This is a genomic window from Curtobacterium sp. ME26 (assembly GCF_903970945.1).
Classification (GTDB): domain Bacteria; phylum Actinomycetota; class Actinomycetes; order Actinomycetales; family Microbacteriaceae; genus Curtobacterium; species Curtobacterium citri.
This window is the reverse complement of the sequence record NZ_CAJCKG010000043.1, coordinates 1-23,291: the sequence shown is the minus strand read 5'-3', so window position 1 is coordinate 23,291 and position 23,291 is coordinate 1. Positions and strand designations below refer to the sequence as shown.

The window sequence follows — 23,291 nt, the reverse complement described above, 5'->3', positions numbered from 1 at the left end:
GCTACGTCCGGGGCGTCGTGCGCGTCGAGGTCGCGGACCCCGCGGACCCGACGCCGTACTGGCTGGTGAGCGCGCGGAACCCGCAGGCGGTCGTGGACGCGCTGCGTTCCTGACGTCGGCTCGCGCCCGTTTCGTCGCCCGAGGGGCGGACGGGAGGCGCGGTGCACGCCCGCCACGCCCGTTCCTCCCCAGGACGGCCCGGCACGCGGAACGGCCCGCCACCCTCGACGGGTGACGGGCCGTTCGTGATCGCGTGCCTAGAGCGAGGCGCACTCCGCGCAGACGGGGCCGAGCTTCGACTCGTGGTCGAGCTGCGAGCGGTGCTTCACGAGGAAGCACTCGACGCAGGTGAACTCGTCGACCTGCGGGGGCAGCACGACGACGTCGAGGTCGACGTCGCTGAGGTCCTGTCCGGCGAGCTCGAAGCTGCCGGGGTTGTCCGAATCATCGTCGACGACCCCCGACATCTTGTCGGGCACGCGCTCCTTGAGGGCCTCGATCGACTCCGAGTCCGTGGAGGAGTCGTCGGTCTTCCTGGGGGCGTCGTAATCGGTGGCCATGCCCATCCGTTTCTCGTGTCGAGAGGTCGTCGCCGGTGATCGGCGGCGACAGTTTGCACCACGACCCGCGAGAGCGCAAACCGAACGCCGTGCGGGATCGTCAGGCGCTGCAACCCGTCGCCCACCACGGACATTCCCGCACGCCGGGCACGCTCCCGGGCGTCCCGGTACGTCCCGGTGCGACCCGCTCGGGCGCTCGTCCTCCCGGGAGTCCGCGGCACGCCCGTGCGCCTCCGCGGGAACGGGCGCGCCCGGCTGCATACTCCTGCAAGGTACGAGCACGACCGTACGCAACGCTCGGGAGGCGCAACCATGCAAGACGTGAGAGTCATCGGGGTCGAGTCCGGGGCACTCCTGCTCGCGACCGACGGCGGCACCGAGTTCCGGTTGCCGGTCACCGCGTCGCTGTCGAGCCAGGTGCGCCAGGCGAACCCCGACGCCGGTCCGCACAAGCGCGTGTCCCCGAAGGACGTGCAGGCTCGCATCCGGGGCGGTGCGGACGCCGCCGACGTGGCCGCCGCGCTCGACGTCGACGTCGAGTACGTCCGACGCTTCGAGGGTCCCGTGCTCGCCGAGCGCGCGTTCGTCCTCGACGCTGCGCGCCGGGTCCCGGTGACGCCGGCCGACGACGAGTCCCCCGACACCTTCGGCGCGGCCATCGAGGCCAAGCTCGAGTCCGGCGACGCCCGGTCGGTCGCGTGGGGCTCGTGGAAGGACCCCGAGCAGGGCTGGCAGGTGCGCGTCCGCTACACCGCGTCCGAGGTCGAGCACGACGCGCAGTGGCTGTTCGACCCGAAGACGTCGACGCTCGTGCCCGACAACGGCGACGCCCACCGGCTCTCGCACACCGAGGACGAGGGCATCGCGCCGCGCCTCCGCGCCGTCGAGAACGACCACCAGGACACCGACGGCACGCGGTTCGACTCGGGCGCGTTCCGCGTCGAGCAGGACGACCACGACGCCGTCGAGCCCGAGGTGCAGGACCGTCCGCTCCGTGCGCCGCTCCCCCGCATCGGCGCCGCCCCGGTCGAGGAGCGCTCGCCCGGCAACGAGACCGCCGACCTGCTCGAGGCCCTCCGGCGTCGTCGCGGTGAACGTGAGGCCGCGTCCTTCACGGAGCAGCAGGACGAACCGCGCGGTACCTCCATCAGCGTCGTCGACGTCCCGCTGCAGGGCTGGGACGCCTCCCCCGCCTCCGCTCCCGAGCAGGAGGACCGCCCGACGTCGGCCCCGGGGTCCGAGAACCGTCCGGAGCGCAAGAAGCGCAACCGCCGCTCGATGCCGAGCTGGGACGAGATCGTCTTCGGCACCCGCCCGGAGGACCCCGCCTGATCCGCTCCCTCCCGAGCCGCGCCCGTCGGACGGGAGGCCCGGTGCAGCCCCGCAGCGCTCGTCGCGCTGCGGGGCTGCACCCGTTCCGGCGCCGGGTCAGCCCGCGAAGGCACCCGCCAGTCGCAGGGGTACGAACACCTCGTCGTCGGTCAGGGCGCCGTGCTGTCCGATCATCCGCTTCGGCTCCTTCCGCGGGTCGAGCTCGCGGTCGTCGTTGAACGCCCACGACCCCCGCGCGACCACCACCACGTCACCGATGCGCGGGAGCACGCGGTCGTCGACGGCGCCGAACCAGCCCGCTGCGACCGCCTCGTCGCGGCTCGCGACGTACGCCTTCTTGCCGTAGCGCGTGCGCCAGGCCGCCACGAGTGCGGGGACGTCGGTGCCCGGCCGGACGGCGAGCTGCCGGCAGCGCGGGTCCCCGGCGATCGCGACGACGTCGACGAGCAGCGCCGGGTCCATCGCGATGTTCGCCTCCGGCGGCACGTCGAGCACGCCGTGGTCGGCCGTGACGAGGATCCCGACGTCCGGGCCGCTGCGTGCCGCGAGCCGGGCGAGCTCGCCGTCGAGCTGCTCGAGCGCCGCGGTCCACCGGTCGGACTCCCAGCCGCGCTTGTGGCCGATCGAGTCGAGCTCGGGCACGTAGAGGTACACGAGCGACCGGCCCGCGGCGGTCTCGGCCAGCGCGGCATCCACCCGCTGCGGGATGCTGTCCGCCGCCGCGTACCGGGCACCGCCGAGCACGTTCGCGGTCATGCCGGACGACTCGTACCGCGCCGGGCCGACGACGACGGGCTCGACGCCCAGCGCCGCCGCCTCGGTGAAGACGGTGCTCGCGAGCAGCCACCCGGCGGGCACCTCGTCGTCCCACCCGCTGAGCAGGTTGACCACCCGCTCGGTGCCGGGCTCCCAGCCGCTGTAGCCCACCACGCCGTGCGTGCCGGGCGAGCGACCGGTGGTCAGCGTGCTCAGGGCCGCGGCGGTCGTCGTGGGGAAGCCGCTCCGCAGGCGCTTCAGCGTGCCGCCGCCCGTGGCGGCGGTGAGCCAGCGCGCGTGGCCGGCGCGGGCCGACAGTGCCGACGAGCCGAGGCCGTCGACCAGCACGACGACGACGGAACGGGCGGGGCGGAGCGCGATCCGAGCCTCCCGTCCGGTGGCACGCAACCAGGCGTCGTCGGCGGCGCCGAGCGCGACGAGGCAACTCGGGAGCACGTCGGCGAGGTTCGCGGTGGCGTCGGGGGCGCTCGGTAGGCTGGGGGGCACCCCACGATCCTCCCAGAAAGGTCCCATGGCACGCACGGAAGCAGTCGGCCTGCCCGACGGTGAGCGCATCGAGGACGTCGACGTCTCCGAGGAGATGCAGGGTTCGTTCCTCGAGTACGCGTACTCCGTCATCTACTCGCGGGCCCTGCCGGACGCGCGCGACGGCCTGAAGCCGGTGCAGCGTCGCATCCTGTACCAGATGGCCGAGATGGGACTGCGGCCGGACCGGGGGCACGTGAAGAGCGCCCGCGTCACGGGCGAGGTCATGGGCAAGCTGCACCCGCACGGCGACAGCGCGATCTACGACGCCCTGGTGCGCATGGCGCAGTCGTTCACGATGCGCGTGCCGCTCGTCGACGGACACGGCAACTTCGGGTCGCTCGACGACGGGCCCGCAGCCGCGCGGTACACCGAAGCGCGACTCGCCGAGCCGTCGATGGCGATGACCGAGGGCCTGGGCGAGGACGTCGTCGACTTCGTCCCGAACTACGACAACCAGATCATGCAGCCGGGCGTGCTGCCCGCGGCGTTCCCGAACCTGCTCGTCAACGGCGCGTCCGGCATCGCGGTCGGGATGGCGACGAACATGGCGCCGCACAACCTCGGCGAGGTCGTCGAGGCGGCGAAGCACCTGCTGATGAACCCGCAGGCGACGCTCGACGAGCTGATGGAGTTCGTCCCGGGTCCCGACCTGCCCTCCGGCGGCACGATCGTCGGGCTCTCCGGGGTCCGCGACGCCTACGCCACCGGCCGCGGTTCCTTCCGCACGCGCGCCAAGGTGAGCATCGAGAACCTCACGCCGCGCAAGGTCGGCCTCGTCGTCACCGAGCTGCCGTACCTCGTCGGACCCGAGCGGGTGATCGAGAAGATCAAGGACGGCGTCCAGGCGAAGAAGCTCGTCGGGATCTCCGACGTGAACGACCTCACCGACCGGAACCACGGGCTCCGGCTCGTCATCGGCATCAAGTCCGGCTTCAACCCGTCGGCCGTGCTCGAGCAGCTGTACAAGCACACCCCGCTCGAGGACGGCTTCGGCATCAACAACGTCGCCCTCGTCGACGGCTCGCCCCGGACGCTCGGGCTGCGGGAGCTGCTCGACGTCTACGTGCGGCACCGTCTCGCCGTCGTCACGCGCCGCTCCGAGTACCGCCTGGCACGACGGCGCGAGCGGCTGCACCTGGTCGAGGGGCTCCTCGTCGCCATCCTCGACATCGACGAGGTCATCGAGGTCATCCGGTCCTCCGACGACTCCGAGGCGGCGCGCACACGACTGCAGGACGTCTTCGACCTCTCCGAGGTGCAGGCCGAGTACATCCTCGAGCTGCGGCTCCGACGCCTGACGAAGTTCTCGCGCCTCGAGCTCGAGGGCGAGCGCGACCAGTTGCTCGCGGACATCGCCGCGCTCGAGGAACTGCTCGCCTCCGACGACCGGCTGCGTGCCCAGGTGGCCCTCGAGCTGACCGAGGTGTCCGACCGCTTCGCGACCCCGCGTCGCACCCTGCTCACCGAGGCCGACGCGCCGGTGAAGGGCGGGCGGAAGGCCGCCGTCGACCCCGAGTCGCTGCAGATCGCGGACGCCCCGTGCCGCGTGCTGCTCTCCACCACGGGCCGACTCGTGCGGGTCGACGTCCCGGACACCGACCTCGGCATCGTCCGCGTCCCTCAGCGCTCCAAGCACGACGCCGTCCGCTCGACGGTGCTGTCGACGGTGCGCGGGCAGGTCGGCGCGCTGACGTCCACCGGGCGCGTGCTCCGCTTCTCCCCCGTCGACGTCCCCGCCGTCCCGCCCGCCTCGGTCCGGCTGGATGCCGGGGTCCGGGTGGGGGACTACCTCGGCATCACGCGGACCGAGACGGTCGTCGCACTCGTCGACCTGTCGACCGGCGCCGCGGACTCCGTCGCGATCGGCACCGCGCAGGGCACCGTCAAGCGCGTCGCCACGGGCGCCTGGCCGGACAAGGACGAGTTCGTCGCGATCGGCCTGAAGCCGAAGGACACCGTCGTCGGGGCCGCGCAGGCTCCCGAGTCCGACGACCTCGTCTTCATCACGTCGAACGCGCAGCTGTTGCGGTTCCCGGCGTCGGGCGTCCGTCCCCAGGGCCTGCCCGCGGGCGGCGTCGCCGGGGTCTCGCTGGCCTCGGGCGCCACGGTGATCTGGTTCGGGTCCGTCGCCCGCTCGGACGACGCCGTGGTCGCGACCGTGTCGACGGCCTCGGGTGCCCTGCCCGGAACGGACGCTGGTCGCGCGAAGGTGTCCGCGTTCTCCGAGTTCCCGGCGAAGGGCCGCGCGACCCAGGGCGTCCGGGCGCACGCGTTCCTCAAGGGCGAGGACGGGCTGACCGTGGCGTGGGCCGGCATCGCACCGCCGCACGCGGTCGGGGTCGACGGAGCCGCACGGACGCTGCCGGACTGGCTCTCGAAGCGCGACGGGTCGGGGGCGCCGCTCGAGGCCGTGATCGACTCCATCGGCGGGAGCGCCGCGGCGCTCGACGGGACCGCGGGCGAGGCGTAGGCGCGCCCGGGCGGACATCCGCTCGGACGCCAGCCTGCTGCTCAGGACACCCTCGAGTCCGCGAGACGCACCGCAGTCCGCGAGACGCCGTCCGATTCGGCGGCGTCTCGGCGCGAGAGCGGCGTCTCGGGCCGCGCTACGCGTCGATGCGGTCGCGGTCGAGGCCCTCGCCGGCGAGGATGAACTCCTTGCGCGGCGCGACGTCGTTCCCCATGAGGAGTTCGAAGACCTTCGCGGCACCCTCGGCGTCGGTGATGTTCACTCGGCGGAGCGTCCGGTGCGTGCGGTCCATCGTCGTCTCCGCGAGCTGGTCGGCGTCCATCTCCCCCAGGCCCTTGTACCGCTGGATCGGCTCCTGGTACTTCTTGCCCTGCTTCGCGAGCTTCTTCAGGACGGCCTGCAGTTCGGCCTCCGAGTAGGTGTACAGCGTGTCGTTCGGCTTCCCGCGATTGACGACGACCACCCGGTGGAGCGGCGGGACGGCGGCGAACACCCGGCCCTGCTCGATCATCGGTCGCATGTACCGGAAGAACAGCGTGAGCAGCAGCGTGCGGATGTGGGCGCCGTCGACGTCGGCGTCCGACATGATGATGACCTTGCCGTAGCGCGCCTGGTCGATCTCGAACGAGCGGCCGGAGCCGGCGCCGATCACCTGGATGATCGAGGCGCACTCGGCGTTGGACAGCATGTCCGACACCGACGCCTTCTGCACGTTGAGGATCTTGCCGCGGATCGGCAGCAGCGCCTGGTACTCGCTGTTGCGGGCGAGCTTGGCGGTCCCGAGCGCGGAGTCGCCCTCGACGATGAAGAGCTCGGTGCCCTCGGCGTCCTGCTTGCGGCAGTCCGCGAGCTTCGTCGGCAACGAGGAGTTCTCGAGCGCGTTCTTCCGGCGCTGGGTCTCCTTGTGCGCCCGGGCCGAGATGCGGGTCTTCATCTCCGCGACGACCTTCTCGAGCAGCGTGGCGGCCTGCGCCTTCTCGGTGCGCTGCGTCGAGGTCAGGATCTCGGTGAGTCGCTTCGACACCACCTGGTCGACGATCTTCCGGACCGCGGGCGTGCCGAGGACCTCCTTCGTCTGCCCCTCGAACTGCGGCTCGGGCAGGCGGACGGTCAGCACGGCCGTGAGCCCGGCGAGCACGTCGTCCTTCTCGAGCTTGTCCTGACCGACCTTGAGCTTCCGCGCGTTCGCCTCGACCTGGGTGCGGACGGCCTTCACGAGCCCCGACTCGAAGCCGGTCAGGTGCGTGCCGCCCTTCGGGGTCGCGATGATGTTCACGAAGCTGCGCTCGATGGTCTCGTAGCCGCTGCCCCAGCGCAGCGCGATGTCGACCTGGCACTCGCGGTCGACCGAGGTCGACACCATGTGGCCCTTGTCGTCGAGCATCGGCACGGTCTCGGTGAACGTCCCCGTGCCCTCGATCCGCCAGACGTCGGTCACAGCGGTGTCGACGGCGAGGTGCTCGACGAACTCGCTGATGCCGCCCTCGTAGCGGAAGCGCTCGATGACGGGTCCGGACTCGACGGGCGCGCCCGTGGCGACCGCCCGTGCGGCGGCGGCCTCGATCGACGAGGGCCGCTCGTCGGTGATGGTGATGCCGAGGCCCGGCACCAGGAACGCGGTCTGGCGCGCGCGGCTCACCAGGTCGGTGGTGCTGAACTTCGCGTCCGCGGTGAAGATCTGCCGGTCGGCCCAGTAGCGGATGCGGGACCCGGTGACGCCCCGCTTCACCTTGCCGACGACGCGCAGTTCGCTGCCGGACGTGAACGGGGAGAACGGTGCGTCCGGGCCGTCACCGGCGAACGTGCCGGGCTCACCACGGTGGAACGACATGGCGTAGGTCTTGCCGCCGCGGTCGACCTCCACGTCGAGCCGCTCGGACAGCGCGTTCACCACCGAGGCGCCCACACCGTGCAGGCCACCGGACGCGGCGTACGACCCGGAGCCGAACTTCCCGCCCGCGTGGAGCTTCGTGAAGACGACCTCGACACCGGTCAGCCCGGTCTTCGGCTCGACGTCGACCGGGATACCCCGGGCGGTGTCGCGGACCTCGACCGAACCGTCGTCGTGCAGGACGACACCGATCTCGTCGCCGTGGCCGGCGAGGGCCTCGTCGACGGAGTTGTCGATGATCTCCCACAGGCAGTGCATGAGCCCCCGCGAGTCGGTGGACCCGATGTACATGCCGGGACGCTTCCGGACCGCCTCGAGTCCCTCGAGGACGGAGAGGTGGCGTGCGGAGTAGTCGGAGCTCACCTGCCGATGGTACCGACGGGCACCGACAGCCTCGGCCCCGGTGAGCGGCGCGCCTCGGACTGGGGACAACTGCTCCGCGGTCAGCGAAACAGGCCGCCCCGGATGCACGTCTCCCAGCCACCTCGTGTTCAAATGAGTGCACGAAGCGCCACCACCTGCGATCCGTGAGGAGCACAGCAATGACCCAGACCGTGCAGGACCTCTCCATCGACGAGACCAGCAGCCACCAGCTCACCGCTGCTGACCGCTGCGACAGCTGCGGAGCGCAGGCCTACATCCGCGCCACCATGGCCAGTGGCGAGCTCTACTTCTGCGCTCACCACGGCGCCGAGTTCAAGGACAAGCTCGCGGCGACCGCCATCGAGTGGCACGACGAGAGCAGCCGACTCCACGAGTCGAAGTAGTCGTCACCCGACGAACGGACGGGAGGCGCGGTGCCAGCTGGCACCGCGCCTCCCGTCCGTTCGTGGTCGGATGTCGACCGCAGGATCAGGCGATCCGCTTGAACGCCTTGTCGACGTAGCGGTCGATCGTCGCGCGCGCCTCGCGCGCGTACCGGTCGACGGTGGCCGTCCGCTCCGCGTCCGGCTGGTACGCGCGGTCGAGCCGCGCAGTGGCCGCAGCGAGGACCGCGTCGGTCAGCTGCGGGTTGAGCGGCAGGATCGGGCCCTGCGTGTGCGTGCCGAACGAGGTGCCGACGATCGCGCCCTCGACCGGGGCCCCGGCCTGGTTGCCGCCGCCGGACACGACGTCGGCGAAGGGCTCGACGCCGGCGCCGAGCTCGATGCGGGTGGCGTGGTCCTCGAACCCCGCGAGGCGCGTCGACGCACCGCCGAGCAGCGGGTACCGCGTGTCGAGCACGAAGTAGTTGACCCGTCGCTCAGCGCCGCGGACGGCACGCGCGTCGAACACCCCGAAGCCCGCCACCGGCGCGCCCTCGGTCGGCACGACCTCGTTCGTCGCCAGGTCGAACCCGCCGCCGACCGCGACGACCGGGACACCGGCGGCTGCGAGGTCGCGGACCGCACCGCCGACGCGCGTGACGTCGGCGCCGAGCGAACGCATGGCGCTGAGCGGGCCGTTGCCGACGACGACCACGTCCGCCGTCGTGGGCACCGGGTCGCCCGGCGCGTACTCGATCACCTCGGTGGCGATGTCCGCGGCCTCGGCACGGCGGACGAGCGCCGCGACGTTGCCGCGGTCGCCCGAGACGCCCATCTGGCGCGGGTAGACGTGCAGGATGGTCAACCGGTCGGCGGTCATGCCGTCTTCTCCATGTCGCCGTGGCCGAGGGCCTTGCGGGCGATCATCATGATCTCGTAGTTGACGATGAAGTTCTTCGTGCCGCTCGTCGTCGCACCGAGACCCTGCATGTGCCTGATGGCGGCCTCGACGTCGGGCTCCACGCGGCCGATGCGGACACCGGCGTGCTCGAGCGCGATCGCGATCTGCCAGGCCTTGTCGCCCGAGACGACGTCGACGTGGTCGAGCTTCGAGAAGTCGATGTCGTAGATCCACGAGATGTCCGGCGTGCCCTCGTCGATCGCCATGAGGACCTGCTCCGGGTGGTCCGGCAGGGCATCGAGGTTGAGCTGCAGGCTCGCGGCGTTCTTGAACATCGTGAACTCGGCGGACTCCCCCGCGATGGGCAGCCGCTCACCGCGCCCGTACGCCGGCTTCATCGTGCCGAACGCCTTCGTGACGGCGTCCGCGCGGAACTGCGCACCGAGTGCGGCACTCGCGGTGGCCGTCGCGGCGGCGGCGTCGACCGCGTAGTGCAGCCCTCGGGCCGGCAGGCGGACCGGGATGTCCGTCCCGTCGAACCGCAAGGTCGCACCGTCGCCGGTGTTCGCCACGACCTCGGACTCGGCCGGGTTCGGTTCCCCGGCGGTGCGGTCGAAGTCGTCGGCGTTCTGCAGGCCGTTCGGGGCGGCGGCCACGACCTCGGCACTCGCACCGAAGCGGAGCACGCGCTGGCCGGAGCGGCCGACGTACGCGTCGAGGAACTGGTCGTCGCGGTTCGTGATGACGTTCGCGGTCGACAGCGCAGCGGTGTCGAGCATCATCGTCGCGACGCGCTCGGTCTCGAAGAACCGGTAGAGCTGGTCGACCTGGACGTTGAGCATCGTCACCGTCGACGGCGACAGGATCCCGGCGAGCTCGACCGCGAAGGCCTCGTCGACCTCGAGGATGCCGATGTCCGCCTTGAGCCGACCGGTCAGCGACACCTCGGACAGGAGCGCCGAGGCGATCCCCTGCGGCAGGTTGGCACCCGAGGGGTTCGTGAAGACGCGGAGGCCGTGCGCCCGGACGATGTCCGAGATCATGTGCGTCGTCGTGGACTTGCCGTTCGACCCGAGCACGAAGACGACGCCGTTCGGGAACTGCTTCGTCACGTGCTGCAGGAAGTCCGGCACGAGCTTCAGGACGATGTAGCCCGGGTAGGCGGATCCACCGCCCCGCGCTCGTGCGAGGGCGCGGAGGATCCGCCCGACCAGGATCGGGACGAGGAAGCGCATGCCGGCTTACTCGAGGTAGTCGCGGAGCGACTGCGACCGGGACGGGTGGCGGAGCTTCGCCATCGTCTTCGACTCGATCTGGCGGATCCGCTCGCGCGTCACGCCGAACGTGTCACCGATCTGGTCGAGGGTCTTCGGCTGGCCGTCACCGAGGCCGAAGCGCATGCGGATGACGCCCGCCTCGCGCTCGGACAGGGAGTCGAGCAGGCTCTCGAGCTGCTTCTGCAGCATCGTGAAGCCCACCGCGTCGGCCGGCACGACCGCCTCGGTGTCCTCGATCAGGTCGCCGAACTCCGAGTCGCCGTCCTCACCCAGCGGGGTGTGGAGCGAGATCGGCTCGCGACCGTACTTCTGGACCTCGACGACCTTCTCCGGGGTCATGTCGAGCTCGCGGGCGAGCTCTTCCGGCGTGGGCTCGCGACCGAGGTCCTGGAGCATCTGGCGCTGCACGCGGGCGAGCTTGTTGATGACCTCGACCATGTGCACCGGGATGCGGATGGTGCGGGCCTGGTCGGCCATCGCGCGGGTGATCGCCTGACGGATCCACCACGTGGCGTAGGTCGAGAACTTGAAGCCCTTGGTGTAGTCGAACTTCTCGACCGCACGGATCAGGCCCAGGTTGCCCTCCTGGATCAGGTCCAGGAACTGCATGCCGCGGCCGGTGTACCGCTTCGCGAGCGAGACGACGAGACGGAGGTTCGCGCCGAGCAGGTGCGACTTCGCGCGCTGACCGTCACGGGCGACCCAGCGGAGCTCGCGCTCCTCGGGCTTCGACAGACCGGTCGAGTGCTGGAGCTTGTCCTCCGCGAACAGGCCGGCCTCGATGCGCATCGCGAGCTCGACCTCCTGCTCGGCGTTGAGCAGCGCGACCTTGCCGATCTGCTTGAGGTAGTCCTTCACCGGGTCGGCGGTCGCACCCGTGATGGTGGTCGAGTAGACCGGTGCCTCGTCGTCGTCGGACTGCGAGATGACGAGCGCGCCCGCGGCGACCGCAGCGGCGGCGTCCGGCTTCGCGGTCTTGTCCTCGGTGTCGTCCGTCGTGTCCTCGGCGTCGGTGTCGTCGGGGGTCTCGACGGCGTCGTCGGCGGGCTCGGCGGCCGCGTCGTCCTCGTCCTCGTCGTCGTCCTGCTTCTTCGCGCGGGTCGACGCCTTCTTCGGTGCGGCCTTCTTCGCGGCGGTGGTCTTCGCTGCGGTGGTCCTCGTGGCGCGCTTCTTCGGCGCAGCCTTCCCCTCGGCCGCGTCGGCGTCGTCCGCCGCGACGGCCTCGGGCTCGTTGTCCTTCGTGGGATCGATCGTCGTGCTCCGGGCAGCCATGCGATCACCTCTCTCGTCATGCCACGTTCGTGGGGTCGTGGCCTCCCTCGCCGCCCAGGGCCTGGGCCGCAGTCCCCCGCGTCGTCAGGTCCTACCGTTCCGGGCAGCATGAGGACCCATGTCAAGTCCCCCGACTTCCACGGCGCGGTGCAGTGCCGTGGAGATCCGGGGCCCGATGGGTCCGTCCTCCATTATTGCACGGCCTTCTTCCGCAGGCGCGCAACCAGTGCAACCCAGAGCGGGCCCACCCGTATTCCGTCCTGCGCGTGCATGTCCCGCCGGGTCCGCCGGCGGGCGAGCAGGAGCATCACGACGCCGAGACCGACCACGACGTACTGCACCGTCAGCGCCACGCGGAAGTTCTCCCAGTCGAAGACCGTCCGCCCGGTCGCCCCGGAGACGACGTCGAGCAGGGTGCCGATGAGGAACATCATCACGAAGGCCGCGAGGAAGCCGCCGACGTTCACCACGCCGTTCGCCGAACCGAGGGACCCGACGGGGTTGAAGCTCCGCGCGAAGTCGAAGCCGATGAGCGACCCGGGCCCGCCGACGCCCATCGCGAGCACGAGGAGCACGAGCAGCCACGTCGGCGGGTGCCCGGGCCAGAGCAGCACGGCCGTCCAGACGACCCCGAGCGCCAGGACGATGCCGAGCACCAGGTTCGATCGGCGGAGCGGGAAGCGCGCGCAGAGCACGCCGAGCACCGGGCCGGCGACGAATCCCGTGACGACGATCACCGTGAGGAACCCGGCCGCCTCGCTCGGGGTGTAGCCGAGACCACGGAGCATCGGGACGCCCCAGAGCAGGGAGAACACCGTGCCCGAGGACTGCGTGACGTAGTGCGACCAGAACCCGAGCTGCGTGCCGGGGCGCCGGAGCGCGTGCCCGAACGTGTGGAACGCGCCGCGCCACGAGTGCGGGAGGGGCAGCGGGATCGTGTCGGTGCGGACCGGCACCGGACCGTTCCGCACGAAGGCCACCGCGAGCAGCAGGCCCACCAGGCTCGCGGCCGCCGCGACGCCGAAGGCCGGCGTCCACCCCGCCGTGTGCAGGAGCACGGCGAACGGGAAGGCCGAGAGGATCTGGCCGACCTGGCCGAGGTTGCCCGTCCACTGCGAGATCTGCGGCAGGATCCGGCCGCTGAACCACATCGGCACGAGCCGGATGACCGAGATGAACGTCATGGCGTCACCGGCACCGACGAGCACCCGTCCCGCGATCGCCGGTCCGATCGTCGGCGAGAAGGCCACGACGGCCTGCCCGACCACGAGGAGGGCGGCCCCGAGGAGCACGAGCTTCCGCGGCCCGACACGGTCGAGCGCGATGCCGACGGGGATCTGCAGACCGGCGTAGACGGCGATCTGCACGACGGCGAGCGTCGACAGGACCGCCGCGGAGACCGCGAAGCGGTCCTGCGCGTCGACCCCGGAGACGCCGAGGGACGAGCGCTGCACCACGGCGAGGACGTAGGCGAGCACCGCGACGCCCCAGACGAGGAAGGCACGGCGGGAGTTCACCCGACCAGGCTAGCGACGTGCGCACCGCGCCCGGACCGACCTGTGGAGGACGCGGCGTGCGGGGCGGACGGTGGATCAGCCTCCCGGCCGCGACCGGTGCCGGCGACGCGCCGTCAGTCCGTGGGGGCGTCCCCGTCGGGTCGACGGTCGGCGAGGAAGCGTTCCAGCTCCGCGGCGATCGCGTCGGCCGTCGGGACCTGCCCGTGGACACCGGTCAGCGGCGACGCGACCGCGTTGCCCTCCATGTAGGTGTCGTGCCGTTCCTCGAGCACGGCGACCAGGCGCTGCAGCTCGGGGTTGCCGGCGACCTGCTCGTCGACGCGCGTGCGGAACTCGCGGTCGGCCTCGCGCAGGGCGTCGGTCGGGAAGATCAGGCCCGTGGCGGCCGAGATGCTCGACAGGCCCGTGACGGCGGCGTCCGGGAACTCGGTGTCGCCGAGGTAGTGCGGCACGAGGAGGACGAGCCCGGTGACCTGCTCGCCGAGCTGCGTCAGCCGGTGCTCGACGAGGTGCAGGACGTTCGCGGGAGCCTGCGTCTCGGGCTTCCACACGCTCATCTGCTCGACGAGGTCGGCCCGGGTGCCGGACACGGTCAGGTTGATCGTCCGGGTGTGCGGCACGGGCATCGGGATGGACTGCAACCACGTCGTGTCCGCGACGCCGAGGTCGTCGGCGAGCCCGGTGACGGCGTCGACGAAGCGGTTCCACTGGAAGTCCGGCTCGTACCCGGTGAGGAACAGGAACGGCTGCCCGAGCTCGTCGCGCACGAGGTGCAGCGCGAGGCGAGGGGGCTCGACCGCCGTGATGTGGTCGTGCTCGAAGGTGATCACCGGTCGCCGTGCGCGCCAGTCGAGGAGCACGTCGGGGTCGAACTCGGCGACCAGCTCGTGGTCGAGCCCGTCGAGGATGGACGACGTCACCTGCGCGACCGCGGACCCGGCGTCCACGAAGCCGGTCAGGCCCGCGACCAGGTGCAGCCCGGCCGGGACGGTCGGTGCGCCGACGGCGACGGTGTACAGGTCCTCAGGGTGGTCCACGTCCCCATGCTAGGCGGCGCCCCCGACCGTCCCGTGCGCGGTCCCGACGCTCTCGGCGAACACGTGCTGGATAGGCTTGCCGCATGGTCCGACCGACGCTCTCCACCACCTCCACGACCCTCTCCGACGTCGACGTCCTCGTGCTCGGCGTCCGCGCCGGCACCGACGGCGGCGCGCCCGCGATCGCGCCGAGCGCGGCGGGCACCCCCGACGCGCTCGCCGACCTCGACCTCGGTTCGATCGGCGTCACCGGCGCGAAGGACCAGCTCGTCCGGCTCCCCGGCACCGGCGTCGCCGCGGCCGGCATCGCGCTGGTCGGCCTCGGGACGGCCCTCGATGCCGCCGCCGTGCGCGCCGCCGCGGGCAGCGCCGTCCGCCAGCTCCCCCAGGTGTCGTCCATCGCCCTCGCGCTGCCGACCGACTCGGCCGAGCTCGTCGAGGCGGCACTCGAGGGTGCCGCACTCGGTGCGTACGCGTTCACCCGGCACAAGGGAACCGGCACGACCGGCCCGACCCGGGGCGACCAGCGGATCGAGGTCGTCGCGCCCGCCGACACCGCGGCGGACGCGACCGTCCGCCCGGCGATCGTCGCCGACGCCGCGGCGCTCGTGCGCGACCTGGTCAACACCGCCGCCGGCGACCTCGGCCCCGCGGACGTCGCCGACGTCGCCGTGGCCCAGGCCGAGGGCCTCCCCCTCACCGTCGAGGTCCTCGACGAGCACCAGCTCGAGGAGCAGGGGTTCGGCGGCATCGCCGGGGTCGGCCGCGGTTCCGAGCGCCCGCCGCGCCTGGTCGTCGTCCGCTACGAGCCGGCGTCCGCGAGCAGGCACCTCGCCCTGGTCGGCAAGGGGATCACGTTCGACTCGGGCGGCCTCTCGCTCAAGCCCGCCGCGTCGATGCTCGGCATGAAGACCGACATGACCGGCGCCGCGACCGTGCTCGCCGCGACGATCGCCGCGGCCCGCCTCGGGCTCGACACGCGCGTGACGGCCTGGCTCTGCCTCGCCGAGAACATGCCCTCCGGGTCCGCGACCCGTCCGGGCGACGTCCTGACGCTGAAGAACGGCAAGACCGTCGAGGTCACGAACACCGACGCCGAGGGCCGGCTCGTCCTCGGCGACGGCATGGCCGCGGCCTCGCTCGAGCAGCCCGACGCGATCGTCGACGTCGCGACGCTGACCGGCGCGCAGGTCGTCGCACTCGGCGACCGCACCACCGGCCTGATGGGCAGCGACGACCTCGTCGCACGGGTCCGGGCGGTGGCCGACGCCGCCGCCGAGCCGATCTGGCCGATGCCGCTGCCCGAGGAGCTCGACGCACGGCTCGCCAGCGACGTCGCCGACATGGTGAACGCGACCGTCGGCAACCCCGCCGGCGGGATGCTCCTGGCCGGCAAGTTCCTCGAGCGGTTCGTCGGCGAGGGCATCGAGTGGGCGCACCTCGACATCGCCGGGCCGTCCGAGCACAAGGGCGGCGGCTACGGCTGGCTCGGCAAGGGTGCCACCGGCGTCATGGTGCGCACGCTCGTCGGACTCGCAGAAGAGCTCCAGTCCAGGTAGTAGGTTGGACCCGGCGGGCTGCGCACCGACGCGCGCCCGCCGGAACCAGCGGGACGGGACCGGAACCATGCGGTCCGACCGTCGGACGCCGCCGCCGCGGTGTCCAGCGGGGTCCGACCCGGGCCCCGACACGCACGAGGGAGTTGCACCAGGTGACGGAACAGACTTACGACGTCGTGGTCCTCGGTGGCGGTAGTGGTGGCTACGCGGCCGCGCTCCGGGCCGCCGAGCTCGGCATGAGCGTCGCGCTCATCGAGGGAGACAAGCTCGGGGGCACCTGCCTGCACCGCGGCTGCATCCCGACCAAGGCGCTGCTGCACGCCGCCGAGGTCGCCGACGCCACCCGCGACGCCGAGCAGTACGGCGTCATCGCCGAGTTCGCCGGCGTCGAGGTGCCCAAGGTCATCGACTACCAGCAGGGCGTCATCAACTCGAAGTACAAGGGCCTGCAGGGCCTGGTCAAGGCGCGCGGCATCACCGTCGTCCAGGGCTGGGGCCGCCTGACCTCGCAGAACACGGTGCAGGTCGGCGACCAGACGGTCACCGGTCGCAACGTCGTGCTGGCCACCGGCTCGTACTCGAAGTCCCTGCCGGGCCTCGAGATCGGCGGCCGCGTGATCACGTCCGAGACCGCGCTCAAGATGGACTACGTCCCGAACAAGGTCGTCATCCTCGGCGGCGGCGTCATCGGTGTCGAGTTCGCCAGCGTCTGGAAGTCGTTCGGCGCCGAGGTCACCATCGTCGAGGGCCTCCCCCACCTCATCCCCGCCGAGGACGAGTCGATGTCGAAGCAGCTCGAGCGCGCGTTCCGCAAGCGCGGCATCGAGTTCTCGCTCGGCATCCGGTTCGACCACGTCGACCAGCACGAGAACGGCGTGGTCGTCACGCTCGAGGACGGCAAGACCTTCGAGGGCGACGTCCTGCTCGTCGCGGTCGGCCGCGGCCCGCTCACGCAGAACATGGGCTTCGACGAGGTCGGCGTGGCGATGGACCGCGGGTTCGTCACCACCGACGAGCGCCTCGCCACGAACCTGCCGAACGTCTACGCGGTCGGCGACATCGTCCCCGGTCTGCAGCTCGCGCACCGCGGCTTCCAGCAGGGCATCTTCGTCGCCGAGGAGATCGCGGGCCTGAACCCGGTCGTCATCTCCGACACGAACATCCCGAAGGTCACCTACTCCGACCCGGAGGTCGCCTCCGTCGGGCTGTCCCAGGCCAAGGCCGAGGAGCAGTACGGCAGCGACAAGGTCGACACCTACGAGTACAACCTCGCCGGCAACGGCCGCAGCCACATCATCGGCACCTCGGGCGCCGTCAAGGTGGTCCGCGTCGTCGACGGCCCGGTCGTCGGTGTGAGCATGATCGGCGCGCGCGTCGGCGAACTCATCGGCGAGGCGCAGCTCGCCGTCAACTGGGAGGCACACCCGGAGGACGTCGCGCCGCTCGTCCACGCACACCCGACGCAGAACGAGGCACTGGGCGAGGCCTTCCTCCACCTCGCGGGCAAGCCGCTGCACGCGCTGTGACCACCACGGCACCCGTGCGCACCGAGACAATGACCACCACCACCACAGCAACCCGCGAACAGGAGCCCACCCGATGAGCGAATCCGTCAACCTCCCGGCGCTCGGCGAGAGCGTCACCGAGGGCACGGTGACCCGATGGCTGAAGAACGTCGGTGACCGCGTCGAGGTCGACGAGCCGCTGCTCGAGGTCTCGACCGACAAGGTCGACACCGAGATCCCGTCGCCGATCGCCGGCACCGTCGAGGAGATCCTCGTCCAGGAGGACGAGACCGTCGAGGTCGGGACGCCGCTCGTGAAGATCGGCGACGGTTCCGGTTCGGGTTCCGACTCCGGTTCGTCCGACGGCCAGGCGGCCGACCAGGGCGCCGACGAGGCAGCAGCGGACTCGAGCGAGCCCGAGACGGCTCCGAGCACCGAGCAGCCCGAGGAGCAGAAGGCTCCGGAGCCGCAGCAGGCCGACCCGGCGCCGGGTGGTCAGACCCAGCCCGCCGCCCCGCAGGCGCCGTCGGCTCCCCCGGTCCCGCAGGCCGCTCCGGTCCCGCCGCCCGCCGCCGTGCCGGCAGCGGTCCCCGCCCCGGCTCCGGCCGCTGCCCCGGCTCCGGCCGCTGCTCCGGCCCCGGCTGCTGCGCCCGCGGCCTCTGGCGCGAACGCCTCGGCGTCCGTCCCGACGCCCAACCAGGACGCCTCGGCGACCGGCTACGTGACGCCCCTCGTCCGCAAGCTCGCGAACGAGCAGGGTGTCGACCTGTCGACCGTCACCGGCACGGGTGTCGGTGGGCGGATCCGCAAGGAGGACGTGCTCGCCGCCGCCGAGCAGGCGAAGTCCGCGGGTGCTCCGGCCCCCGCCGCCGCGCAGTCCGGCCCGTTCGTCGCCGAGACCTCGCCGCTCCGCGGGACGCGCGAGAAGATGTCGCGCCTCCGCAAGGTCGTCGCCGAGCGTGCCGTGCAGTCGATGACCTCGACCGCGCAGCTCACCAGCGTCGTCGAGGTCGACGTGACCAAGGTCGCGCAGTTCCGTGACGCCAACAAGGCCGCCTTCCAGGAGCAGACCGGTTCGAAGCTGAGCTTCATGCCGTTCTTCGCCCTCGCGGCGTCCGAGGCGCTCAAGGCCCACCCGAAGATCAACTCCACGGTCGAGGGCGACGAGATCGTCTACCCGGACCACGAGAACGTCGCGATCGCGGTGGACACCGAGCGCGGCCTGCTCACCCCGGTGATCAAGGACGCGTCGGGCCTGTCGCTCGCCGACTTCTCGAAGGCGATCGCCGACCTGGCCGAGCGCACGCGCAACAACCAGCTCAAGCCCGACGAGCTCGCGGGCGGCACGTTCACGCTGACCAACACCGGTTCGCGCGGCGCGCTGTTCGACACGCCCGTCGTGTTCCTGCCGCAGTCGGCGATCCTCGGCACGGGCATCGTCACGAAGCGCCCGGCGGTCGTCAAGGTCGACGGGCAGGAGGCGATCGCCATCCGTTCGTTCGTCTACCTCGCGCTGTCGTACGACCACCGGATCATCGACGGCGCCGACGCATCGCGGTACCTCGTCGCGGTGAAGAACCGCCTCGAGGAGGGCAACTTCGGCCCGAACCTCGGCTACTGAGTCGACGGTCCGATCCACACCGGACGGCCCCGGTCCCGCGCAGGGACCGGGGCCGTCCGGCGTTCCGGGAGGGAGCACCGGGTCGTCCGGTCTCCACGTCGGTCAGCGGACACCGACCGCAGCGGCGACCAGCCCGCCGGTCACCAGGGTCCCGACGAGCGCGATCCGGACCGGCAGCCGGCGGGTGCTCCCGACCGGGATGCCCCGTTCGACGAGGTCGCGAGCGAGGGCGACGAGCGCAGCCCCAGCGGCGGTGCCCACGGCGGTGCTCGCTGCCGCGGCCCGCGCGTCCTGCCCGGGCACGGCCGTCGATCCGTCGTCGAAGAGCGCACCGAGCGGCCGCGTCCACCGCACCGGCCGCGGCGGTGCCGCCGCGAGCACGAGCGCGAGTGCGGCGCGCACGTCGTCCGCACCACCGTCGACCGCGGCGTCGAGGACGGGATCGAGGGACTCCCGGACCGGGGTGCGCGCGTCGACGCGGTCCCACACCGTCCGCGCCGCCAGCACGAGCTGCCGCGACCCGTCCGCGTCCCACGGCGAACGAGTCGGTCGGCCCACCGGTACCGTCACCGACTCGGTCGGCGTGGTGCCCGACGCCGGGTCGTCGTGGCAGGGCGGCACCGCGCCGGGCGGACGATCGGCGACGAGCACGGCGCCGGCCTCGTCCACGCCGATCTCCTCGACGGAGAGCACCCCGAGCTCCAGGGCCCCGGCCCGTGCTCGGGCGGCCAGCTGCAGCAGCGGCACGGTGAGCGTCACGGCGACGCCCTCGGTCGGGGTGCCGACGACGTCGAGGGCCTCGTCGAGGGCACGCACGGGCGGACGGAGCACCTCGACCGCCGGGTGGCCGCTCGGACAGCGCCCGGCGCGGAGCACGGGCACGAGGTGGGCACCGCACCCCGCGGACCGGTCGGCGAGCCACCGCGCGAATGCGGGCGGGTCCGCGGCACCGCACCAGTGGTCGGTGGAGTCGGTCGTGGTCACGGTGACCAGCGTGACGGAGCCGGTGCGGGCCTCCCGTCCGCAGGAGCAGACCTGTGGAGGACCGTGTTCGCCCACAGCCTGAGCAGCGGCGGTCTGCGGCGGATGACCGAGGCCGTATCCTGGTCGCATGGCACGCAGCACTCCCCAAGCGCCCAAGGCGAAGGAGCCGGGTCGTCTCAAGCAGATGTACCAGGTCTTCACCATGACCCGTCGGGCCGACCCGAAGTCCGTCTGGTGGTTCCTGCTGGCGTTCGTCGGCCCCGTCGTCCTCGGCGTCCTGCTCGCCCTGCTCCTGCCGGGTCAGAACTGGCTCGCGATCACGCTCTGGATCCTCGCCGGCGTCCTGCTCGGTGTGCTGCTGTTCCTCATCGTCCTCGGTCGGCTCGCCGAGCGCGCCGCCTACTCCCAGATCGCCGGCCAGCCCGGTGCCGTCGGCGCGGTGCTCTCGAACTCCCTGCGTCGTCAGTGGCGGTCGAGCGAGATGCCCGTCGCCGTCCACGGCCGGTCGCAGGCCGCGGTCTACCGCGCGGTCGGCACGCCGGGCGTCATCCTGATCACCGAGGGGCAGCGTGGCAACCTCAAGCGCCAGGTCGACGAGGAGCGCCGCAAGGTGCAGCGCATCGTTCCGAACGTCCCGGTGCACGTCGTGCACGTGGACGACGACACGGACGGCGTGACCCTGCACAAGCTGCCCAAGGCGATGAACCAGTACAAGAAGGCGCTGAACCGGAACGAGGTCCTGGCGGTCGCGAACCGACTCGACTCGATGACCCACGGTCCCGCCGCGGCGATCCCGAAGGGCATGGACCCGATGCGTGCGCGCGCCGGGCGTCCGCGCTGATCCGCGTTCCCCTCTGCCGAGCGACGCCCCCGACCGTGCCAGGTCGGGGGCGTCGTCGTGTGCGGGCCCCCGAGTGCCGCCGTCGGTCGTGCGCGTGCATCTTCCGACATCCCGCGCGTCGATCGACTGGTGCGATGTCGGATCATGCGCTCGCAGAGGATGCACGGGCATCTTCCGACGTTGCGCGCGTCGATCGACTGGTGCGATGTCGAAGAGCGCGCGAGTCCCCGGCACGCGCGAGCCCGAGCCGCGCGAACCACCGACCGCGCGAGCCCCGGCCACGCGCAGCCCGCCGCCGCGGCCCCCGCCGGGTCAGCGCCGGACGAGCACCGTCCCGGCGATGCGGTCGTGCGCCCCGCGGCTGTCGCGGTCGATGATGAGCGCGGGGACGACCAAGCAGAGCAGGACCGTCCGGACGACCGGCCGCCACACCCCGACGTAGCCCCCGCGGATCGGGACGACCCGCAGGCCGACGCAGACGTGGCCGAACGACCCCGACAGCAGGCAGATGAACAGCACCTGCAGCGCTGCGAAGATCGCGAGCTGGATCCAGGTGTGCGCGATGTCGCCCGAGCCCTCGAGCGGTGACCACACCCCTGTGACGAACGCGACGAGGTCGGCGAGGGCGCCGTCGATCAGCAGCGCGACGACCCGGCGACCGATGCGCCCGACGCTCCGCGGGCCCTCCTCGGGGAGCCCCAGGTCCTTGCCCGGCCAGCCGTCCGGGTGCTCCCCGCTCGGGTGTGCGGAGGACGCGGAGGGCGGGATGGTGCTGCGGGCCATGCCCCCAGGGTAGGCGACCGCACCGACGTAACACGCCCGAAACAATGCAGTCATGTCCGGGAAACCCGGTGTCAATAGCCTCGTCGGAGGTGCACCTGCGGCATCCATCGACATCACCTACCCCCCAGGAGATCGACACACATGTTCAGCGATTCCTCCGAGGTCCTGGCCTTCATCAAGGACACGGACGTCAAGTTCCTCGACATCCGATTCACCGACCTGCCCGGTGTGCAGCAGCACTTCAACATCCCGGCGTCCACGGTCGACGAGGACTTCTTCTCGGTCGGACAGCTCTTCGACGGCTCCTCGATCCGCGGCTTCGCGTCGATCCACGAGTCGGACATGCAGCTCATCCCTGACGTGACGACCGCCTACATCGATCAGTTCCGCGCCGAGCGCACGCTGATCATGATCTTCGACATCTACAACCCGCGGAACGGCGAGATCTACGGTCGCGACCCGCGTCAGGTGGCGAAGAAGGCCGAGAAGTACCTCGCGTCGACCGGCATCGCGGACACCGCGTTCTTCGCCCCCGAGGCCGAGTTCTACATCTTCGACGACGTCCGCTACTCGGTCACGCAGAACAAGTCGTTCTACTCCGTCGACTCGGAGGAGGGCGCCTGGAACACCGGCCGCGAGGAAGAGGGCGGCAACCTCGCCAACAAGACTCCGTACAAGGGCGGCTACTTCCCGGTCTCCCCCGTCGACAAGACGGCGGACCTGCGCGACGACATCACCCTGAAGCTGATCGAGGCGGGCTTCACGCTCGAGCGCTCGCACCACGAGGTGGGCACCGGCGGCCAGCAGGAGATCAACTACAAGTTCGACACGATGGTCCACGCCGCGGACGACATCCTGAAGTTCAAGTACATCGTCAAGAACACGGCCGACCAGTGGGGCAAGGTCGCCACGTTCATGCCGAAGCCGCTCTTCGGTGACAACGGCTCGGGCATGCACACGCACCAGTCGCTGTGGAACGACGGCAAGCCGCTGTTCTACGACGAGAACGGCTACGGCGGACTGTCCGACACCGCGCGCTGGTACATCGGCGGCCTGCTGAAGCACGCCCCGGCACTGCTCGCCTTCACGAACCCGTCGATCAACTCGTACCACCGCCTGGTCAAGGGCTTCGAGGCGCCGGTCAACCTGGTCTACTCGGCCGGCAACCGCTCGGCGGCGATCCGCATCCCGATCACGGGCACCAACCCGAAGGCCAAGCGCATCGAGTTCCGCGCGCCGGACGCCTCGGGCAACCCGTACCTCGCCTTCGCCGCACAGCTCATGGCGGGCCTCGACGGCATCCAGAACCGCATCGAGCCGCACGAGCCGGTCGACAAGGACCTGTACGAGCTCCCCCCGGAGGAGGCCAAGGGCATCCCGCAGGTGCCGGGCTCCCTCGACGAGGCGCTCGAGGCGCTCGAGGCGGACCACGAGTTCCTCACGAAGGGCAACGTCTTCACCGAGGACCTCATCCAGACCTGGATCGACTACAAGCGCGAGAACGAGATCCTCCCGCTGGCGCAGCGCCCGCACCCGTTCGAGTACGAGCTCTACTTCGGCGTCTGATCCCCGCTGAGCACGAAGGGCCCCGCACCGTCTCGGTGCGGGGCCCTTCCGCGTGCGGCGGGGCGGTGCAGGTGACGGCCTGGAGGCCCGGTGCCGGTCCGGCGGACCGGCACCGGGCCTCCAG

General features: G+C 71.6%; 19 protein-coding genes. 9 read left to right on the top strand and 10 right to left on the bottom strand.

All coding sequences use genetic code 11. The features are described 5' to 3' along the window. The coding region (locus tag H7A69_RS14040) for a DUF3093 family protein (RefSeq protein ID WP_182047545.1) at positions 1-113 on the top strand (113 nt) is incomplete at its 5' end. A 144-nt stretch (positions 114-257) separates the two neighbouring features. Here the strand turns inward: H7A69_RS14040 and H7A69_RS14035 are convergent. After that, on the bottom strand, positions 258-560 hold the full coding sequence (locus tag H7A69_RS14035) for a DUF4193 domain-containing protein (protein ID WP_069711407.1): 303 nt from the start codon (positions 558-560) through the stop codon (positions 258-260). 312 nt (positions 561-872) lie between these two features. Between H7A69_RS14035 and sepH the strand changes: the two genes are divergently transcribed. Then, complete coding sequence (gene sepH / locus H7A69_RS14030; RefSeq protein ID WP_069711025.1) at positions 873-1,892, top strand: septation protein SepH; 1,020 nt, start codon at positions 873-875, stop codon at positions 1,890-1,892. Between the two features lie 96 nt (positions 1,893-1,988). Here the strand turns inward: sepH and H7A69_RS14025 are convergent, their stop codons facing one another. Further along, entirely contained in the window at positions 1,989-3,155 is a 1,167-nt protein-coding gene (locus H7A69_RS14025; RefSeq protein ID WP_259346240.1) for an alkaline phosphatase family protein, read from the bottom strand. 25 nt (positions 3,156-3,180) lie between these two features. On the opposite strand from H7A69_RS14025, the gene H7A69_RS14020 reads away from it, so the two are divergent. Then, positions 3,181-5,667: a DNA topoisomerase (ATP-hydrolyzing) subunit A gene (locus H7A69_RS14020; RefSeq protein ID WP_182047543.1), complete on the top strand. Its 2,487-nt coding sequence runs from the start codon at positions 3,181-3,183 to the stop codon at positions 5,665-5,667. A gap of 136 nt (positions 5,668-5,803) precedes the next feature. Here the strand turns inward: H7A69_RS14020 and H7A69_RS14015 are convergent, their stop codons facing one another. Beyond that, positions 5,804-7,921, bottom strand: a complete 2,118-nt coding sequence (locus H7A69_RS14015) for a type IIA DNA topoisomerase subunit B (protein WP_182047542.1) — start codon at positions 7,919-7,921, stop codon at positions 5,804-5,806. Between the two features lie 179 nt (positions 7,922-8,100). Between H7A69_RS14015 and H7A69_RS14010 the strand changes: the two genes are divergently transcribed. Beyond that, positions 8,101-8,325 (top strand): hypothetical protein, encoded by a 225-nt coding sequence (locus H7A69_RS14010; RefSeq protein ID WP_069711029.1) that lies wholly within the window; start codon positions 8,101-8,103, stop codon positions 8,323-8,325. An 85-nt stretch (positions 8,326-8,410) separates the two neighbouring features. Here the strand turns inward: H7A69_RS14010 and H7A69_RS14005 are convergent, their stop codons facing one another. The 5 genes from H7A69_RS14005 to H7A69_RS13985 form a co-directional block, all read right to left on the bottom strand. After that, positions 8,411-9,184, bottom strand: a complete 774-nt coding sequence (locus H7A69_RS14005; RefSeq protein WP_182047541.1) for a type 1 glutamine amidotransferase — start codon at positions 9,182-9,184, stop codon at positions 8,411-8,413. Then, positions 9,181-10,440 carry a MurT ligase domain-containing protein gene (locus H7A69_RS14000; RefSeq protein WP_182047540.1) on the bottom strand — a complete coding sequence of 420 codons (1,260 nt, stop codon included), beginning with the start codon at positions 10,438-10,440 and terminating at the stop codon, positions 9,181-9,183. The genes H7A69_RS14005 and H7A69_RS14000 overlap by 4 nt, the downstream gene beginning before the upstream one ends. A gap of 6 nt (positions 10,441-10,446) precedes the next feature. After that, complete coding sequence (locus H7A69_RS13995) at positions 10,447-11,754, bottom strand: RNA polymerase sigma factor (RefSeq protein WP_182047539.1); 1,308 nt, start codon at positions 11,752-11,754, stop codon at positions 10,447-10,449. 191 nt (positions 11,755-11,945) lie between these two features. Further along, positions 11,946-13,271, bottom strand: coding sequence for an MFS transporter (locus tag H7A69_RS13990; protein WP_182047538.1), 1,326 nt, complete (start codon positions 13,269-13,271; stop codon positions 11,946-11,948). Between the two features lie 113 nt (positions 13,272-13,384). Further along, on the bottom strand, positions 13,385-14,308 hold the full coding sequence (locus tag H7A69_RS13985) for a proteasome assembly chaperone family protein (protein WP_182047537.1): 924 nt from the start codon (positions 14,306-14,308) through the stop codon (positions 13,385-13,387). An 83-nt stretch (positions 14,309-14,391) separates the two neighbouring features. Between H7A69_RS13985 and H7A69_RS13980 the strand changes: the two genes are divergently transcribed. The 3 genes from H7A69_RS13980 to sucB all read left to right on the top strand — a co-directional run bounded on the left by H7A69_RS13980 (position 14,392) and on the right by sucB (position 18,993). Next, entirely contained in the window at positions 14,392-15,867 is a 1,476-nt protein-coding gene (locus H7A69_RS13980) for a leucyl aminopeptidase (RefSeq protein ID WP_182047536.1), read from the top strand. Positions 15,868-16,019: 152 nt separating this feature from the next. Beyond that, entirely contained in the window at positions 16,020-17,393 is a 1,374-nt protein-coding gene (lpdA, locus tag H7A69_RS13975) for a dihydrolipoyl dehydrogenase (protein ID WP_069711036.1), read from the top strand. A 73-nt stretch (positions 17,394-17,466) separates the two neighbouring features. Beyond that, positions 17,467-18,993, top strand: a complete 1,527-nt coding sequence (sucB, locus tag H7A69_RS13970; protein ID WP_182047535.1) for a 2-oxoglutarate dehydrogenase, E2 component, dihydrolipoamide succinyltransferase — start codon at positions 17,467-17,469, stop codon at positions 18,991-18,993. 102 nt (positions 18,994-19,095) lie between these two features. Here sucB and H7A69_RS13965 read toward each other — a convergent pair whose 3' ends face one another. Continuing rightward, a complete protein-coding gene (locus H7A69_RS13965; RefSeq protein ID WP_182047534.1) occupies positions 19,096-19,977 on the bottom strand; it encodes a hypothetical protein in 882 nt (293 codons plus the stop codon). A gap of 127 nt (positions 19,978-20,104) precedes the next feature. Between H7A69_RS13965 and H7A69_RS13960 the strand changes: the two genes are divergently transcribed. Further along, complete coding sequence (locus H7A69_RS13960; RefSeq protein WP_182047533.1) at positions 20,105-20,818, top strand: DUF4191 family protein; 714 nt, start codon at positions 20,105-20,107, stop codon at positions 20,816-20,818. 312 nt (positions 20,819-21,130) lie between these two features. Here the strand turns inward: H7A69_RS13960 and H7A69_RS13955 are convergent, their stop codons facing one another. After that, positions 21,131-21,601, bottom strand: a complete 471-nt coding sequence (locus H7A69_RS13955; protein ID WP_182047532.1) for an RDD family protein — start codon at positions 21,599-21,601, stop codon at positions 21,131-21,133. 141 nt (positions 21,602-21,742) lie between these two features. Here H7A69_RS13955 and glnA point away from each other — a divergent pair, with 141 nt between their 5' ends. Then, positions 21,743-23,167, top strand: a complete 1,425-nt coding sequence (gene glnA / locus H7A69_RS13950; RefSeq protein ID WP_182047531.1) for a type I glutamate--ammonia ligase — start codon at positions 21,743-21,745, stop codon at positions 23,165-23,167. Positions 23,168-23,291: the final 124 nt, after the last annotated feature.

Bases quoted from the DNA above. Each gene is read 5' to 3' on its own strand.
- H7A69_RS14000 (WP_182047540.1), bottom strand. From the start codon at position 10,440: ATGCGCTTCCTCGTCCCGATCCTGGTCGGGCGGATCCTCCGCGCCCTC.
- H7A69_RS13955 (WP_182047532.1), bottom strand. From the start codon at position 21,601: ATGGCCCGCAGCACCATCCCGCCCTCCGCGTCCTCCGCACACCCGAGC.
- glnA (WP_182047531.1), top strand. From the start codon at position 21,743: ATGTTCAGCGATTCCTCCGAGGTCCTGGCCTTCATCAAGGACACGGAC.
- sucB (WP_182047535.1), top strand. From the start codon at position 17,467: ATGAGCGAATCCGTCAACCTCCCGGCGCTCGGCGAGAGCGTCACCGAG.
- H7A69_RS13980 (WP_182047536.1), top strand. From the start codon at position 14,392: ATGGTCCGACCGACGCTCTCCACCACCTCCACGACCCTCTCCGACGTC.
- H7A69_RS14005 (WP_182047541.1), bottom strand. From the start codon at position 9,184: ATGACCGCCGACCGGTTGACCATCCTGCACGTCTACCCGCGCCAGATG.
- H7A69_RS14020 (WP_182047543.1), top strand. From the start codon at position 3,181: ATGGCACGCACGGAAGCAGTCGGCCTGCCCGACGGTGAGCGCATCGAG.
- H7A69_RS14035 (WP_069711407.1), bottom strand. From the start codon at position 560: ATGGCCACCGATTACGACGCCCCCAGGAAGACCGACGACTCCTCCACG.
- H7A69_RS14010 (WP_069711029.1), top strand. From the start codon at position 8,101: ATGACCCAGACCGTGCAGGACCTCTCCATCGACGAGACCAGCAGCCAC.
- H7A69_RS13995 (WP_182047539.1), bottom strand. From the start codon at position 11,754: ATGGCTGCCCGGAGCACGACGATCGATCCCACGAAGGACAACGAGCCC.
- H7A69_RS13960 (WP_182047533.1), top strand. From the start codon at position 20,105: ATGGCACGCAGCACTCCCCAAGCGCCCAAGGCGAAGGAGCCGGGTCGT.
- sepH (WP_069711025.1), top strand. From the start codon at position 873: ATGCAAGACGTGAGAGTCATCGGGGTCGAGTCCGGGGCACTCCTGCTC.